Annotated in this window: 16 protein-coding genes; 9 read left to right on the plus strand and 7 right to left on the minus strand. The window is 43.9% G+C overall.

The genetic code is table 11. The features are described from left to right. The first annotated feature begins 15 nt into the window (after positions 1–15). The 6 genes from ACOAOT_RS23230 to trmL are packed head-to-tail and all read left to right on the plus strand — an operon-like array spanning position 16 to position 4,422. On the plus strand, positions 16–132 hold the full coding sequence (locus tag ACOAOT_RS23230) for a synaptobrevin-B (RefSeq protein ID WP_420219113.1): 117 nt from the start codon (positions 16–18) through the stop codon (positions 130–132). Between the two features lie 51 nt (positions 133–183). Then, positions 184–1,674, plus strand: a complete 1,491-nt coding sequence (locus tag ACOAOT_RS23235) for a VanW family protein (protein WP_420219114.1) — start codon at positions 184–186, stop codon at positions 1,672–1,674. Positions 1,675–1,683: 9 nt separating this feature from the next. Beyond that, positions 1,684–2,259, plus strand: a complete 576-nt coding sequence (locus ACOAOT_RS23240; protein WP_420219115.1) for an AIR synthase-related protein — start codon at positions 1,684–1,686, stop codon at positions 2,257–2,259. 14 nt (positions 2,260–2,273) lie between these two features. Further along, positions 2,274–2,756 (plus strand): Lrp/AsnC family transcriptional regulator, encoded by a 483-nt coding sequence (locus ACOAOT_RS23245; RefSeq protein ID WP_104437725.1) that lies wholly within the window; start codon positions 2,274–2,276, stop codon positions 2,754–2,756. Further along, the gene (locus ACOAOT_RS23250; protein ID WP_349668691.1) at positions 2,753–3,922 is read left to right on the plus strand and encodes an aminotransferase class I/II-fold pyridoxal phosphate-dependent enzyme; all 1,170 of its coding nucleotides are present in this window, start codon (positions 2,753–2,755) and stop codon (positions 3,920–3,922) included. Before ACOAOT_RS23245 ends, ACOAOT_RS23250 begins: the two co-directional genes overlap by 4 nt. A gap of 5 nt (positions 3,923–3,927) precedes the next feature. Continuing rightward, complete coding sequence (gene trmL / locus ACOAOT_RS23255) at positions 3,928–4,422, plus strand: tRNA (uridine(34)/cytosine(34)/5-carboxymethylaminomethyluridine(34)-2'-O)-methyltransferase TrmL (protein WP_170821849.1); 495 nt, start codon at positions 3,928–3,930, stop codon at positions 4,420–4,422. Positions 4,423–4,473: 51 nt separating this feature from the next. On the opposite strand, the gene ACOAOT_RS23260 is transcribed toward trmL, so the two are convergent. From ACOAOT_RS23260 to ACOAOT_RS23290, 7 genes are all read right to left on the minus strand, one after another. Beyond that, positions 4,474–5,892, minus strand: coding sequence for an APC family permease (locus ACOAOT_RS23260; protein ID WP_420219116.1), 1,419 nt, complete (start codon positions 5,890–5,892; stop codon positions 4,474–4,476). A gap of 74 nt (positions 5,893–5,966) precedes the next feature. After that, complete coding sequence (locus ACOAOT_RS23265) at positions 5,967–7,094, minus strand: NAD(P)/FAD-dependent oxidoreductase (RefSeq protein ID WP_420219117.1); 1,128 nt, start codon at positions 7,092–7,094, stop codon at positions 5,967–5,969. Positions 7,095–7,098: 4 nt separating this feature from the next. After that, on the minus strand, positions 7,099–7,425 hold the full coding sequence (locus ACOAOT_RS23270; RefSeq protein WP_420219118.1) for a (2Fe-2S)-binding protein: 327 nt from the start codon (positions 7,423–7,425) through the stop codon (positions 7,099–7,101). Beyond that, the gene (locus ACOAOT_RS23275) at positions 7,418–9,004 is read right to left on the minus strand and encodes an FAD-dependent oxidoreductase (protein WP_420219119.1); all 1,587 of its coding nucleotides are present in this window, start codon (positions 9,002–9,004) and stop codon (positions 7,418–7,420) included. Before ACOAOT_RS23275 ends, ACOAOT_RS23270 begins: the two co-directional genes overlap by 8 nt. Further along, complete coding sequence (locus ACOAOT_RS23280; protein ID WP_420219120.1) at positions 9,001–9,318, minus strand: (2Fe-2S)-binding protein; 318 nt, start codon at positions 9,316–9,318, stop codon at positions 9,001–9,003. Before ACOAOT_RS23280 ends, ACOAOT_RS23275 begins: the two co-directional genes overlap by 4 nt. A gap of 25 nt (positions 9,319–9,343) precedes the next feature. Next, positions 9,344–10,510 (minus strand): ornithine cyclodeaminase family protein, encoded by a 1,167-nt coding sequence (locus tag ACOAOT_RS23285; RefSeq protein WP_420219121.1) that lies wholly within the window; start codon positions 10,508–10,510, stop codon positions 9,344–9,346. After that, positions 10,500–10,892 (minus strand): Rid family hydrolase, encoded by a 393-nt coding sequence (locus ACOAOT_RS23290; protein WP_420219122.1) that lies wholly within the window; start codon positions 10,890–10,892, stop codon positions 10,500–10,502. The genes ACOAOT_RS23285 and ACOAOT_RS23290 overlap by 11 nt, the downstream gene beginning before the upstream one ends. A gap of 292 nt (positions 10,893–11,184) precedes the next feature. Here ACOAOT_RS23290 and ACOAOT_RS23295 point away from each other — a divergent pair, with 292 nt between their 5' ends. The 3 genes from ACOAOT_RS23295 (at position 11,185) to mmsA (ending at position 15,223) form a co-directional block, all read left to right on the plus strand. After that, entirely contained in the window at positions 11,185–12,033 is an 849-nt protein-coding gene (locus tag ACOAOT_RS23295; protein ID WP_420219123.1) for a helix-turn-helix domain-containing protein, read from the plus strand. 375 nt (positions 12,034–12,408) lie between these two features. Next, positions 12,409–13,596: a multiple monosaccharide ABC transporter substrate-binding protein gene (chvE, locus tag ACOAOT_RS23300; RefSeq protein WP_277409911.1), complete on the plus strand. Its 1,188-nt coding sequence runs from the start codon at positions 12,409–12,411 to the stop codon at positions 13,594–13,596. Positions 13,597–13,675: 79 nt separating this feature from the next. Then, positions 13,676–15,223, plus strand: coding sequence for a multiple monosaccharide ABC transporter ATP-binding protein (gene mmsA, locus ACOAOT_RS23305; RefSeq protein WP_104437715.1), 1,548 nt, complete (start codon positions 13,676–13,678; stop codon positions 15,221–15,223).

A 15,223-nucleotide genomic window follows, 5' to 3' on the forward strand; every position in this document is an offset into this window, starting at 1 on the left:
GAGAGGTGATACAAAATGATTAATTTTAACAATAAGAACAACAAGAAGTTTATGTCAGTGGTTTTAATCGGAGTTGTAGTTTTACTGATTATAGCAATGGTACTCCCAATGATGTTAAGTTTTATGAGATAGTTTTTATCTGACAAAACGTCAGGCGGAAACAGTAGAGTAAGAGGATTGAATATGAAAAAGAAAACTTTGTCCATATGCCTGGCAGCCTCCATGCTGGCAGTGGGAATCGGATTTTTCTCACCAGCATACGTGATGGCTGATACGCTTCCGGACGGTATCTATGTCGGAGAATATAATCTGGGCGGTTTGACAGAGGAAGAAGCCGGGCAGAAGGTTCAGGGCCTGGTTAATGAAATGGAAAATCAGAAAATCACACTGGTTGTGGACGGACAACCGGTTGATACGACAGCTAAGGATCTGGGATTTCATTGGAGCAACCCGGAAGCGGTTTCTCAGGCAGCATCCTCCTGGCAGGGGGGGAATTTATTAAAACGATATTTAAATAAAAAGGATATCGAACACAATCCAGTCATCATTCCTTTGGAAACTTCTTTGGATGATGGCAGGTTAGCGTCATTTGTGGCCGAAAAATGTGCACCTGCAGTGGCTGAGCCAAAGAATGCCTCCATTGTCCGCCAGAACGGAGCATTTACAGTCACACCTTCTGTGATTGGAAAAACAGTGGATGTGGAAGCCACAAAGCAGGCTCTTAATGCCGCGTTTGCAAATGGTTTAAAAGAGCCGATCACTGTTAATGCAGTTGTTGCCGAAGTAAAGCCGGCCATTACAACTGAAGATTTATCTACCATTCAGGATGTACTTGGAACCTTTTCCACCAATTTCTCATCAAGCGGTGCTTCCAGGTCCAAAAACCTGCAGGTTGGTTCCGGAAAGATAAACGGTCATGTGTTAATGCCTGGAGAGACCCTGTCCGGTTATGACTGCATGCATCCCTTTACGGTTGATAATGGTTATGCCACAGCTGCTGCTTATGAGAACGGTCAGGTGGTCGACAGTGTGGGAGGCGGAGTATGCCAGATTGCCACTACCATTTATAATGCTGCACTCAGAGCAGAGTTAGAGATCAGTCAGAGACAGAATCACTCCATGGTGGTAAGCTATGTAAAGCCGTCGGAGGATGCGGCAATCGCAGGAACCTATAAAGACATTAAATTTACCAATAATTACAGCACACCTATTTATGTGGAAGGCTATACTTCAGGAAAGACTCTTACCTTTACCATATACGGAAAAGAGACCAGACCAGCCAACCGGACCTTTGAATTTGTATCAGAAACACTTAGTGTCACTGATCCGGGGGCTGCAAAAGAGGTTGTGGATCCTGCCATGCCCCCTGGATCCAGAAAGCAGGTTCAGTCTGCTCATACAGGAATGAAATCAAGACTCTGGAAGATTGTGTATGTAGATGGTGCAGAACAAAGCAGAGAGATACTTCATACGGATACCTACAATCCCTCCAAGGCAATTATAAAGGTGGGTCCGGCAGCACCTGCAGTTGCAGAACCATTACCAACCCATCCATCTGAGATTTCTGATATTATTACACAGCCATCTGAGGAAACAACTCAGGAGCCGGTTTCCGCGGCAGTACCTGAATGGGAAGATGCTGTGGATAGTCCGCAAGTGGGACCGGGAGAATAAAAACAGAACATGAGACGGATTGAAAGAGAAAATACAGGAACGATGAGACCGGGGCAGGATCTTGTGGCAGCAGGATATGCTGGATTAGCCGGAACGTTAAAAATAGTAAGTGAAAGAGAGGGAGAACTGCATCAGTGGTTCTCCTCGCAATATATTGACCAGATTTTAACCGGAGATTTTTTATTACCGGTAAATGCTCCGGAATTTTTTAAGAATCTGGGGGCTACGGAATGGGAGCCGGTCCTTGAGGGAGGAATACTAAAAGCTCTCTGGGATATATCCGGCGCCTATATGACTGGAATTTCTTTTGACCTTCATAAAATTCCAGTAAGGCAGGAAACCATAGAGGTCTGTGAACGGTACGACTTAAACCCATACCGTCTTTATTCAGAGGGCTGCTTTGTGCTGGCGGCGGATAACGGAGGAGATCTGGTATCTGCCTTAAAGGGGCATGGAATGAAAGCGGCAGTCATTGGGAAAGTAACAGATGGAATCAAACGGATTATTGTCCATGAAGACGGAAACGGCTATCTTGACCGACCTTCAGAGGACGAACTATATAAGGTGTTATCTCAAAACAGGTAAATCGGAGGTAGGATATGAGAGAAAAGATACTGGCAATTATTGAAAAAAACAGCAGAATTGATTTAAAGGATCTGGCGGTTCTACTTGGAGAAAGTGAGGCAGCCATTGCAAACGAGATTGCCGAAATGGAAAAGGAACATATCATCTGCGGATATCACACCCTGATTAACTGGGATAATACCAGCGATGAAAAGGTGGTTGCGTTGATTGAGGTTAAGGTAACGCCCCAGAGAGGTATGGGTTTTGACAAGATCGCAGAACGTATTTATCAGTACAGTGAGGTAAATGCAGTTTATTTGATGTCAGGAGCCTTTGATTTTACCGTATTTATCGAAGGAAAGACCATGAGAGCAGTTGCCCAGTTCGTATCTGAGAAACTCTCCCCCATGGAATCCGTGCTCAGCACAGCCACCCATTTTGTTTTGAAAAAATATAAAGATCACGGGACGGTTCTTGCGGAAGAGACACAAGATGAAAGGATGCTGATTACGCCGTGAGAAACCCATTATCAGACCGTATAACAGAGATTCCCTCTTCGGGAATCCGTAAATTTTTTGATATTGTAAGTGAGATGAAGGATGCCATTTCTCTGGGTGTAGGCGAGCCTGATTTTGACACGCCATGGCATATCCGGGAAGAGGGTATATATTCACTGGAAAAAGGACGGACATTTTACACCTCCAACGCTGGTTTAAAAGAGCTTAAGACGGAGATCTGCAGCTATTTAAGCCGCCGCTTTGAAGTTACATATGATCCTGATCATGAGGTGATGGTAACGGTTGGCGGCAGCGAAGCCATTGATATTGCACTCCGTGCCATGTTAAATCCAGGCGATGAGGTGCTGGTTCCCCAGCCCAGCTATGTTTCCTATGTACCTTGTACCATTCTGGCCAATGGAGTTCCGGTGATCATTGATCTGGAAGCAAAGGATCAGTTTAAGCTGACAAAGGAAAAGCTTCTGGAGAAGATCACACCAAAGACAAAGGTTCTCATTCTTCCGTTTCCAAACAACCCCACAGGGGCTGTCATGGATGCCAGAGAGCTGAAGGAAATCGCAGACATTGTAATTGAGAAGGATTTATTCGTTATCTCTGATGAGATCTATGCAGAGCTTACTTATGGCGGAGATCACTCCACCATAGCAGCTTTTCCTGGGATGAAAGACAGAACCGTTTTAATTAATGGATTTTCTAAATCCTACGCCATGACCGGCTGGAGGCTAGGCTATGCCGCTGCACCCAGAATGATTTTAGAACAGATGTTAAAGATCCACCAGTTCGCCATTATGTGTGCGCCTACCACCAGTCAGTATGCAGCAGTTGCTGCGCTGCGGGACGGCGATAAAGATGTGGCAGTCATGCGGGAATCCTACGATCAGAGAAGGCGTTATTTAATGCATGCGTTTCAGGAGATGGGACTTGAATGCTTTGAGCCCAACGGTGCCTTCTATACGTTTCCATGCATTAAACGGTTTGGTATGACCTCCGATGAATTTGCCACCCGGCTTCTGATGGAAGAAAAGGTAGCGGTTGTTCCCGGAACTGCATTTGGAGACTGCGGAGAAGGATATCTTCGTATTTCCTATGCGTATTCCTTAAAGAACCTAAAAGAGGCTTTAAGCCGTATGGAACGCTTTATTAAAAGACTGGATGGAAAGGCGTAATCACTATGAATATTGTACTATTGGAACCGGAGATGCCGGCGAATACAGGGAATATCGGTAGAACCTGTGTGGCCACGGATACCAGGCTTCATCTGATTCAGCCTTTGGGTTTTAAGCTGAATGATAAACTGATCAAAAGGGCCGGACTTGATTACTGGGATAAGTTAGATGTTACTGTGTACAGTGACTATCAGGATTTTTTAGACCGGAATCCGGGAGCAAAAATCTATATGGCCACTACCAAGGGACATCATGTTTACTCAGATGTAAAATATGAACCGGATTGCTTTCTCATGTTTGGAAAGGAAAGTGCCGGAATACCAGAAGAGATTCTTGTGGACAATGAGGATCGCTGTGTGAGAATTCCCATGTGGGGCGATATCCGTTCCCTGAATTTATCTAATTCTGTTTCCATTGTTCTTTATGAAGCTTTGAGGCAGAATGGATTTGATCGTATGACCATGGAGGGAGAGCTGCATCATCTCCATTGGAAAGAATAATAAAAATACGTCTTGGCCGTTGGCAAAGACGTATTTTTTTATGATAAGGAGTTAGTTTACGATCAGGGAGGGGGAGGTCTGCCCTTCCTCAACCTGGTTTTCCAGTTTCACATCATTTATATCATCCAGAGAAACGGGACGGAATGCATCAGCCTTTTTTACAATTTTTACCCAGAAGAAAGCGAAAAGTAAGGTAATAATAAGCAGTACAAAATATATTTTATAGATAAATATCCGGGCATCTCCTTCTGCAATATGCCAGATCATATAAACGTCTCCGATGATACAGATAATCTGAGGTATTCCCCATAATGTAAACCGTTTATCTCTTCCAGGTGCATTGGGATAACGCCTGCGCAGCACCAGGACGGTAAGATTGACCAGGATATAGGAGGTGAGCCAGAAACAGGAAGCAGCAAGCAGGAAATTGGTTAAACCGGAATAGTTTGCAATACCGCTCACCAATATAAAAGAGATGACTCCTGTCATAAGGAAAAGTCCTGGTGTGGGAGTTCCGCTTTTATTTTTTTTGCTAAAATAAGATGGCATTAAACCGGCATCAGCCATGCCGCTTAAGATTCTGGTAACACTACCCAGTACAGTATTGATGGTACTGACCCCGGCAAGTATGGTGATAAGCCCCATCCAGTAGCTGCCGGCTTTTCCCATAACCCGTTCTGCGAAGATAATATGAGGCATGCTGCTGGAACGCAGTTCTTCCAGTGAAACGTAGTTTCTCATACCGGTGCTTAATAAACTCTGAACAATAAAAAGAAGACATACGCCAAGGATCATGGCAAGTGGAACATCCCGTTTTGGATTTTTTAAATCCTTTGATACCGGAATGACAAATTCAATTCCGATAAACATCCAAAATGCCAATGCAGTGAGAGACAGGATTCCTGAAAATCCTGTTACAACAGGAGGAGTCTGTGCGCTGGGAGCAAGGGGAGTACCCACTCCTAATTTAAATGCACTGATGACTCCCAGAAGTATAAGGGAACCGATGAGTGCTATAACAGTTAAATTTTGTATTTTAGCAAAGATATCAACTCCCAGATAATTGACAATGGTTAAAAAAGCAAGAAGGGACAGACTAATTACCAGTACAGGAACTCCTTTTAGAAAGGTTTCCTGAATGACCAGTCCGCACATGGCAAGTTCTACGGAACCAGCCAGCATATTGGTAATAACATAGGCGGAAAGATTGGAAACAATGGATGGAACAGGTCCCAGTCCCGCCAGCGTATACTGCCCCAGTCCGCCTTCAGCCTCCGGCATTAAATTGTGAAGTTCACGAAAAGAAAGTGCAAGAAGAATATTTAAGATTACAACAACAAACATTGCAATAATAAAACCCTTTCCGGCAAGTCCGGTACCAAGTCCCAGTGATAACAGACAGCTGGTTGCCACGATTAATCCAACACATACAGAAACTGCGCTTCCAAGTCCCATTTTTTTATTGTTCATATAGCTCCTCCTTTATGTGGTCAGTGAAGTAAAAAAACAAAGACATCTTAAAATAAGACGTCTTTGCCATTGGGTCAAATCTTAGTATGAAACCGGTCGTACCGGAAATCTTTTATGCTTAAAACAGGCTCCTCTCCAGTGGCCATCTGGGATAGAATTGTCCCTACCGTAGGAGAAATACCGAAGCCATGACCGGTAAACCCACAGGCAAGAATCAGTCCCGGTACTTCCTCAACATGGCTGATTACAGGGACATGATCGGCGCAGACATCAATGAATCCTGCCCACGTTCTTACAATTTTTGCACTTGAGAGGCAGGGGAAATATTTCATAATACCACGGCAGATGCAGGAGGCAGTCTGGCTATTGGTTACAGGGGTTCCATTACTTTTGTTAAAGTCTTCAAACCCGGAGGAACCTCCAAAGACAAAAGATCCGTGAGTGCTTTGGTGTCCGTAGAAATCAGCCATTGCAGTGCCCAGCATCTGGTAGAACATTGGGGGCTGGGCCTCTGTGACTAAAACCTCCAAAAGTGCCTGAGTCATGGGGATATCCACTCCTACGGAAGCTGCAATCTTACGGCTTTCATATCCGGCTGCCAGTATGATTGTTTCTCCTTCATACACGTCATTGTCAGTAATAACCTGCCTTGCTTTTCCTTTGTATTTTTTTATCTCAATTACTGTCTCTCCAGTGATGAAACGCACACCCGACTGTCTCGCCTTTCTGTAATAAGCAAGCGTTGCCAGCATAGGGTTGGCATGACCATCGGTGGGACACCAGCTTGCTCCAATTACCTCATCGGAGAGGTAAGGACAGATCTCCTTCGCTTCTTTCCCATCAATCATGGTAACGCCAAGCCCCTGTGCGCTTGCCCGATCAGTAAGACTGTTTAATATTTTTAGATGATCTTCTGTTTTTCCAAGGCGCAGGTTACCCTTCTGATAATATTCCACATCCATTCCAAGCTCTTCAGAAAGGGTGGGCCAAAGGTTGGAAGCTCCGTACATTGCCAGAGGAAGCTCCCGCCTGTCTCTCCCAGACTGGCGGACACCGCCTCCATTTCTGGAAGAACCACCGCCTCCGATATGGTCGCTTTTTTCCAGGACTATGACAGAACAGCCCTTCTTTGCCAGATAATAAGCGGTTGCATTTCCAATGATTCCGCTGCCTATGATAATTACATCTGCGCAGTTTTCCATTCCATCAGACCTCCTTCCTGTCATTGCCTAAAATTTTCATTTCTACTGGCCTCATAGGCGCACGGGATACTGCCGGTTCTATATCACCCGGTGTAAGCCCCAGTTCCTTTGCTATAATGGACTTTACCAATTTTGAGCAGGTCTGCCCCTGGCAAAGCCCCATGCCTGTTCTTAAATACCTTCGAATCTCGGTTAAAGTAAACATGCCATCATGAACAGCCTTTCTAATTTCGCCTTTTGTGATTTCTTCACAGCGGCAGATAATCATATCATCATCTGGCTGGGGGATCAGTGGTCCGATGTCTGTAAAGCGGTCGTTACGTTTATTCATGGCTGCACCCCCTGCTTTTATAAAACCTTGCTTTCATTGCCATATCAAGTGGTACCTTCATGGTGAGTAAGGAGGTATGATCGAAAGATTTCAGCGTTTTCACCTCAATAATCTCCGCCTGGCATACCTCTTTTCCGCTTCGATCAAGAGCGGATCCTGTATCCCCTTTCACCGGTAGCGGAAGGAATTCATAGGGGAGAGTAACTGAAGCATAACCTGGCTCATAATCCTGATCTAAAAGAAAGATTGCCTGGCCGGAACAGGAAGCAACGCACATACCACAGCCGCTGCATATATTTTCTTTATCAATGACAGGAAGTGACGTGATGGTATCTCCGATTTTAATACATTTTCTGGGGCACGCATCCTGACATGGGTTACATGGAATGTTCTGGGTGCATTCCATAACCGGGTGAATTCCCTTTCCGTTTGCAATTCCGGGAAAACGGTCTAATTCCGCCTCGTCTAAATATCCATTGGTTAAAAGGCTTTCTGAAACAGGGATGCCCTCATCGGTGAGAGTGATTTTCTTTCCCCGGTTTTCCGGTGCGAACATACCTTTTCTTAACCGGTCTATTGCCAGTTCTAATTCTTTGGTTGTTTCTCCCGCCTTGTCCTCTGAAAGGAAACCCAGATACTGCGCAGCTTTTGTTCCTGCAATCCGCCCCTCTATCATGGCAGAGCTGGCCTCTTCGATACCGGAAACATCTCCTGCTGCATAAATGCCGGGTATGCTGGTTTCGCCATTTTCATCAATCACTGGAACATATCCAAGGGGAGTATCCCGCATCTTACAGCCCGCCATATGAAGCAACTGTGACATGGGAGACAGGCCTACTGCAAGACAGATCGTATCAACAGCAAAATGCTTTTCGGTGCCGGGAATTAATTGAAAGGAAGAATCTACCTTTCCAATTACGACTCCTGTGACACGATTCTCACCTTCAGCTTTAATAATAGTATGGGAGAGGTAAAATGGAACACCGCATCTTGCGACTTTGGCCGCATGCACACCGTACCCGCCTATTTTGGGAGCGGCATCCACAAGTGCTACAACCTGACAACCAGCCTGAAGCAGCTGGAAGCTGACCACCAGCCCCACGTTTCCCGTTCCAAGCATCAAGACCCTGTTCCCGGGTTTAATGTGATGTAAATTCATCATGGTCTGGGAAGCTCCGGCTCCTATGACACCGGGAAGTGTCCAGCCTTCAAAAGGAACCATATTTTCCGTAGCTCCGGTAGCAACAATTATGGCATCTCCCTTATAGTGGCAGATTTCCTCGCCAATCTTTACGGTTATTTCCTTATCCTGATAAAGTCCCGTAACAATTGCATTTAACACGACTGTTACCTTTAAATCTTCTGCTTCTTTTAATAATTCTTCTCCGATCCGAAATCCCCGGATCTTTGCCTTATGTTCTTTCGAACCAAAGAATTTATGGATCTGTTTAAAGAGCTGTCCTCCAGGTTTGGAATTTTCATCGAACACAATTACAGACAGTCCGTTTTTAGCCGCGCTGATTGCCGCTGACAGACCTGCAGGACCGGCTCCTATAATAATCAAATCAAATCGATTCATGTTGATTCCTCCTGTGCCGATACTCCGTACTGGGTTTGTATCACCATACCTTCTTTTAAAGGAGTGATGCAGGTTCTGACATTGGGGACGCCGTCTACAACCATAACGCAGTCCGTACAGCGGCCGATTGCACAGAAAACCCCTCTTGGCTTATGGTGTTTTTTTGTGTATCGGTGAATCATAATGCCTGCAGCTTCCAGAGCCATGGCAATTGGTTCCCCTTCATAACCAGTAAGCGGTGTACCGTCGTGTATAAATGAAATGACTTTTCTTTCTTCCGGTTTTCCTAGTATTGGGTGTTCTTCAATTCTCATTTCGTCAGCTCCTGTTCCTGAATTTTTAAGCAAGGTAAGGTTCTTTCCAAAGGTTCAGCTTCGTTCCTATTCCTTTTTTCATAGCATTTCTGTAAACAATGGTCCCCCACGCCACATCCTCAATGGGCATTCCTCCCACGGAATAAATCACGATTTCATTTTCTTTTCTGTGAACAGGAACCTTACCGGTAAGTACATCTCCCAGATCATCCACCTGATCAGCTTTCATGAGTCCGTCTTTTAATAAATCCATGCAGTGAACTGCAGGTATGGGAACGGAGTTGTAGGAAGGATAGGAAAGTTCTTCTGCCCAGGCTTCGTATAACTGAATGTTGTCCGCCACATTTCTTGCCCGGTTTAAGATAAAGTCATCGTCAAATCTGGCAGCTGCCGGACAGCACAGGATGGCACCTGGCTTGATCCATTCCTCTTTGATGTAAGGATACAGGGAAGGATCTCCGGTTGGGCTTGAAGTAGCAATACTTACTATATCCGCATCCCGGACTGCTTCTTCATCCGTATCTACCACAATCAGCTCTTTGATCTGGGGATATTTCTCCCTGACATACTGGATGAATCCGTCCACTGATTTCTGGCTTCTTCCCTTGATTTTTACCGTTTCAATCTGATCTCTGACTGCCATTGCGGCATCAAAAGCAGTTTTGCTCATAACGCCTGGTCCGATGATACCTACCACTTTGGAATCTTCTCTTGAAAAATATTTGATTCCAACCCCGGGCACTGCTCCTGTCCTGAAAGCACTTAAAATATTTGCTGACATATAGGCAAGTGGTGCGCCTGTGTCCTTATCGTTCAGTGTCAGCATAAGGATGGATCTTGGAAGTCCCTTTTTTCGGTTTTCTGTGTTAGAACCGTACCATTTCATACCAGCCATATCAAATTTGCCGCCAAGGTAGGCCGGCATTGCCATAAATCGTCTGTCGGGTCCGTCTGTGGGCATATTTGGAAATGGAGAAGCCTCCGGAAATGTCATCATAATACCATGTGAGTTGGCATTGGAACCGCCCATTCTGAAATCGCCTGCTTTTAACAGCCGGAACATTTCTTCCATGGCCTCTACACAGCCTTTCATATCCGTAACGCCTGCTTTTACCATGTCTTCTTCATTCAGATAAATAAAATCAACCTCAGGATAAGCCATATGTTTTACCTCTTCTTTCTTAATTTTCATCAGTTATGAACGCTTCCAGCTCAATCTCAACCATTTGAGACGGGCGGTTAAGTTTGGGTGTCTCGACCATGGTAAACAAAGGACGGACTTCTTTAAAATAAGGGGAGTAGGCTTCCCCCACTTCCTTAGCAAAACTCATATCTGTTACATAAGCCTTAATTTTTATAACATCACTGGCATTTGCTCCTGCCTCATTTAACAAGTTAATAAACTTCCTGAAAATATAATCCGCCTGTTCCAGTGCTGTATCACCGTGGACTGTTCCGTCCGGCAGGACGGCAGTAGTGCCCCCGATATAAATATGTTCTCCGACTTTTACCATTCTTGAGTATCCCACCAGCTCTTCTAGTGGAGCACCGGAGGAAAAGTTGATACGTTTCACCTATGTACCTCCTTTCATTAAAAAAAGCCTTATGATATGGAATCATAAGACCTCGCTGTCTTTTTTGTCATTCTACCTGTTTTACTGTATACAGGTATTGTAAAAATCGGAAGTCAAAAGGAAAGAACTGACAGGCGGTAAATGATAATATTTCTTGACCTTGAAAAAAGAAAGTGATAAAATGCATCAAAAGACACGAAGGCGTTCTAAACCCTTTGTGTCTTTTGTGTTTCAATGAGGATGCGTCTCTTTTACTATAAAAATAAGAACAGAGCAGAAAGGAGCGGACAATATGAGTAATGAATGGAGAAAAGAAAATGTTCCGGCACTGAGTCCCCGACAGCCTGAGTTTGTGCTGGCAACCACAAACTATTCTAAAAAATGTATTATGAAATATAATCTTTCTCATTTTTATCAGTTTACTGCCGAATCAGACCATATGGGAGTGATTCCTGATGCCTGTATTGATATGCTGTTCTGGGAAAAGGATGGAGTAATGAAAGCCAAAGCAGCAGGCACCCTGTTAGAAAAAGGAACGGCAAAAACTGAATTGAACTGCCAGTATTTTGGAGTCCGCTTTCTTCCGGGGGTCAATCCGGTTGCTGGTAACGTGAAGCTTAATGAACTGGTGAATAATGAGATCAGTCTGGAAGATATGCTGACCAGTTCAGGAGAACGGGAAGGGCTGCTGGAGCGTATGTATGAGGCTGGATCCTTTCATGAAAAAACAGAAGTATTTCTTGATTTTTATCTGAAATATTTTTTTAATCATGCCGAAGATAAAAACAGCCTGAAATACGTAATACACCAACAGATACTAAAGTCAGACGGAAGTCTGAAACTTTCGGAGTTAAGCAGCTATACAGGCTATTCGGAGCGATATTTAAATCAGAAAATCCACGAAGATTTTGGCATGAATCCCAAAAATCTGATCAGGTTTATCCGCTTTCAGAAATCAGTGAGCAGACTGGTAGAAACCATTCACTGTGCAAATGGAGCAGATGCCGCACTGGTATCCGGATATTATGATCAATCCCACTTCATAAAGGAGTTTGTTAAAATGTCTGGATTTACCCCATCAGCTTACGTAGATACCCTTTTGGGAAATGCTTACGATAAAAAGCTTCATGTTATTTATTAAAGAGAATTTATATGATAAGGAAATAATTTAACGGCTTGTTCTTAATTATAAGAACGAGCCATTTTTTTGTAATTTCATGTCTAAAATTGTCGTATGAAACCGATCAATTACACGTAGTTGTATAGACAACTTAATAAAAATACTTAAAATGTTAAAAAATGTATTGACAAAACATTGATGAAATTATATATTTGATTTAGAACTGAATTTGGTAAAAATAACCATAAAAACGAACGTTAAAAAAGATATTACAACAAATGTCACATTCTATATCTGCCACAATTCGACAAAACATGTCGAATCAAACAAAATACATATTTGCAATATGTGCAAATTGTATATACTAAAATGTAATTATTAGGAGGGTATGAAATGATGAAACGAAGAGTACTTGGAGTCATGCTTAGTGCAGTGTTGGCGGCATCTGCATTATTTGGATGCAGCTCGTCTCAGACAACTGCAACCACGGCGGCAACCAAAGCGGCAGAGACCAAAGCAGCAGAAACCACAGCTGCAACAACCGCTGCGGCTGCAGCAACAACAGAAGCAGCAAAAGCAGCGGGAAGCGGCGGAAAAGTAGGCGTGGCTATGCCAACCCAGTCTTCTGAGCGCTGGATCAATGACGGTGCAAACATGAAGAAACAGCTGGAAGCCCTTGGATATCAGGTGGATTTACAGTATGCAGAGGATGATGTCCAGATGCAGGTTTCTCAGATTGAAAACATGATTGCTTCTGGTGTTAAGTGTCTGGTAATTGCATCCATCGACTCCTCAGCTCTGGTCAACGTGGAAGCTCAGGCCAAGAGCGCCGGAATTCCGATTATTGCCTATGACCGTCTGCTGATGGATACAGATGCTGTTTCCTATTATGCAACCTTTGATAACAAGGGCGTAGGTACAGCCATTGGTAATTACATCAAAGAATCTAAGCAGTTAGATAAGGCAAAATCAGAAGGAAAATCCTATACCATCGAATTCTTTATGGGATCTCCTGATGATAACAACGCATTGTTCCTCTATAACGGGTTAATGGAAGTATTAAAGCCATATCTGGATGACGGAACCTTAAAATGCGAATCCGGACGTACTTCCTTTGAAGATACCTGTATCTTAAGATGGTCTCAGGAAACAGCTCAGCAAAACTGTGAGAACTACTTAACTGGCTTCTATGCAGACAAAAAGCTGGATATCTGTGCATCTGCATTTGATGGTTTTGCATATGGCTGCAAGGCTGCATTAGAGGGAGCCGGCTATAAAGTAGGTGTTGACTGGCCTTTGATCACTGGTCAGGATGCGGAATTAATGGCTGTAAAAAATGTTATTTCCGGTTATCAGACCATGTCCATTTACAAGGACACCAGACTTCTTGCTGAAAAATGCGTAACCATGGTTCAGGCAGTGTTAGAAGGCGGTAAACCTGAAATTAACGATACGACCCAGTATAACAATGGTAAGGTAGTAGTTCCTTCTTATCTGTGTACACCGGTTGCAGTTGACAAGGACAATTATAAAAAGATCATTATTGATGGCGGTTATTATACAGAACAACAGCTGGCACAGTAGCAGAGACGTACATACAGGCGGCGGTGGAAAAGACTGCCGCCTGTTTTCGTGAAGGATAAAAAGAAAAGGAGTTGGAAAGATGGCCGATTATATCCTGGAGATGAATCACATCACCAAAGAATTTTATGGTGTAAAGGCACTTGATGATGTGAATATCAAGGTGAAACGCGGGGAAATCCATGCTCTCTGCGGAGAAAACGGTGCCGGAAAGTCTACGCTTATGAACGTACTCTCCGGTGTTTATCCTTATGGAACCTACAGCGGTGATATTGTCTATCACGGAGCAGTGTGCCAGTTCCATAACATTAAACAAAGCGAGGCAAAGGGGATTGTAATTATTCATCAGGAGCTGGCATTAAGCCCCTATCTGTCAGTGGCGGAGAATGTTTTCCTGGGAAATGAGCAAACAGGAAAAAAAGGAGTCATTGACTGGACCAAAACCCATAAGCGGGCACAGGAAATGCTGGCAAAGGTGGGACTTGAGAATGAAAACTTAAATGTGCCGGTAAGCAGCCTTGGAGTTGGCAAACAGCAGCTGATAGAGATTGCAAGGGCAATGGCAAAGCAGGTGGAGCTTCTGATCTTAGATGAACCGACAGCAGCGTTAAACGATGAAGAGAGCAAGCGTCTTTTAAACATTATGCTGGAACTGAAAAAACATGGAATCACCTGTATTATGATCTCCCATAAGCTGAATGAAATCAGCTATGTTGCGGATTCCATTACCGTAATCAGAGATGGAAAAACCATTGAGACTCTGGATAAGGGGAAAGATGAAATCAATGAAGACCGCATCATAAAGGGGATGGTAGGAAGGGAACTGACTAACCGTTACCCGGAGCGGACCAGTGAAATCAAAGATAACATATTTGAGGTAGAAAACTGGAATGCGTATCATCCGGACGATCCGGACCGTCATGTCATTCAGGATGTATCCTTTCATGTTAAAGCCGGTGAGGTAGTGGGATTTGCCGGACTGATGGGCGCAGGAAGAACGGAACTGGCAATGAGCCTTTTTGGAAGGTCCTATGGACAGAAAATCAGCGGAACCATAAAGATAAATGGAAAGCAGGCTCTTATAAGAAATGTCAGGGATGCCATTAATAACAAGCTGGCATATGTTTCGGAAGACCGAAAAAATTACGGCCTGATCCTCATAGACACTGTAAAAGGAAATATGACGCTGGCAGCTCTTAGAAACTTCTTTTCTAAAAAGGGAATTGTGAACAAGAATGATGAAATCATTTCCGCAGAAAACTACCGGAAGAAAATTAATGTTAAGACGAATTCCATCAACCAGTCAGTCAGCTCACTGTCCGGAGGAAATCAGCAAAAGGTGGTCCTGGCAAAATGGATGCTGACTCAGCCTGATATCCTGATTCTTGATGAACCCACCCGGGGCATTGACATTGGTGCAAAGTATGAAATATACTGCATCATCAATGATCTGGCAAAGGCAGGGAAAGCCATTCTTGTCATATCGTCGGAGCTTCAGGAGTTAATCGGAACCTGTGACCGCATCTATGTCATAAACGGAGGGCATATCTGCGGAGAACTTACCAGGGAAGAGGTTTCACAGGAAAAGATTATGAAGTGTATCATGGAAGACAACGGAAAGGAAGAATAA

Origin of the sequence: Lacrimispora struthionigena (genome assembly GCF_048627165.1) — a bacterium.
Classification (GTDB): Bacteria; Bacillota; Clostridia; order Lachnospirales; family Lachnospiraceae; genus Lacrimispora.

What these genes read in the sequence shown, in the direction of transcription:
- ACOAOT_RS23280 (WP_420219120.1), bottom strand. Translation starts at nt 9,318, where the DNA reads ATGAGAATTGAAGAACACCCAATACTAGGAAAACCGGAAGAAAGAAAA.
- ACOAOT_RS23235 (WP_420219114.1), top strand. Translation starts at nt 184, where the DNA reads ATGAAAAAGAAAACTTTGTCCATATGCCTGGCAGCCTCCATGCTGGCA.
- chvE (WP_277409911.1), top strand. Translation starts at nt 12,409, where the DNA reads ATGAAACGAAGAGTACTTGGAGTCATGCTTAGTGCAGTGTTGGCGGCA.
- mmsA (WP_104437715.1), top strand. Translation starts at nt 13,676, where the DNA reads ATGGCCGATTATATCCTGGAGATGAATCACATCACCAAAGAATTTTAT.
- ACOAOT_RS23270 (WP_420219118.1), bottom strand. Translation starts at nt 7,425, where the DNA reads ATGAATAAACGTAACGACCGCTTTACAGACATCGGACCACTGATCCCC.
- ACOAOT_RS23260 (WP_420219116.1), bottom strand. Translation starts at nt 5,892, where the DNA reads ATGAACAATAAAAAAATGGGACTTGGAAGCGCAGTTTCTGTATGTGTT.
- ACOAOT_RS23275 (WP_420219119.1), bottom strand. Translation starts at nt 9,004, where the DNA reads ATGAATCGATTTGATTTGATTATTATAGGAGCCGGTCCTGCAGGTCTG.
- ACOAOT_RS23245 (WP_104437725.1), top strand. Translation starts at nt 2,274, where the DNA reads ATGAGAGAAAAGATACTGGCAATTATTGAAAAAAACAGCAGAATTGAT.
- ACOAOT_RS23285 (WP_420219121.1), bottom strand. Translation starts at nt 10,510, where the DNA reads ATGAAAATTAAGAAAGAAGAGGTAAAACATATGGCTTATCCTGAGGTT.
- ACOAOT_RS23240 (WP_420219115.1), top strand. Translation starts at nt 1,684, where the DNA reads ATGAGACGGATTGAAAGAGAAAATACAGGAACGATGAGACCGGGGCAG.
- ACOAOT_RS23265 (WP_420219117.1), bottom strand. Translation starts at nt 7,094, where the DNA reads ATGGAAAACTGCGCAGATGTAATTATCATAGGCAGCGGAATCATTGGA.
- ACOAOT_RS23230 (WP_420219113.1), top strand. Translation starts at nt 16, where the DNA reads ATGATTAATTTTAACAATAAGAACAACAAGAAGTTTATGTCAGTGGTT.
- ACOAOT_RS23295 (WP_420219123.1), top strand. Translation starts at nt 11,185, where the DNA reads ATGAGTAATGAATGGAGAAAAGAAAATGTTCCGGCACTGAGTCCCCGA.
- trmL (WP_170821849.1), top strand. Translation starts at nt 3,928, where the DNA reads ATGAATATTGTACTATTGGAACCGGAGATGCCGGCGAATACAGGGAAT.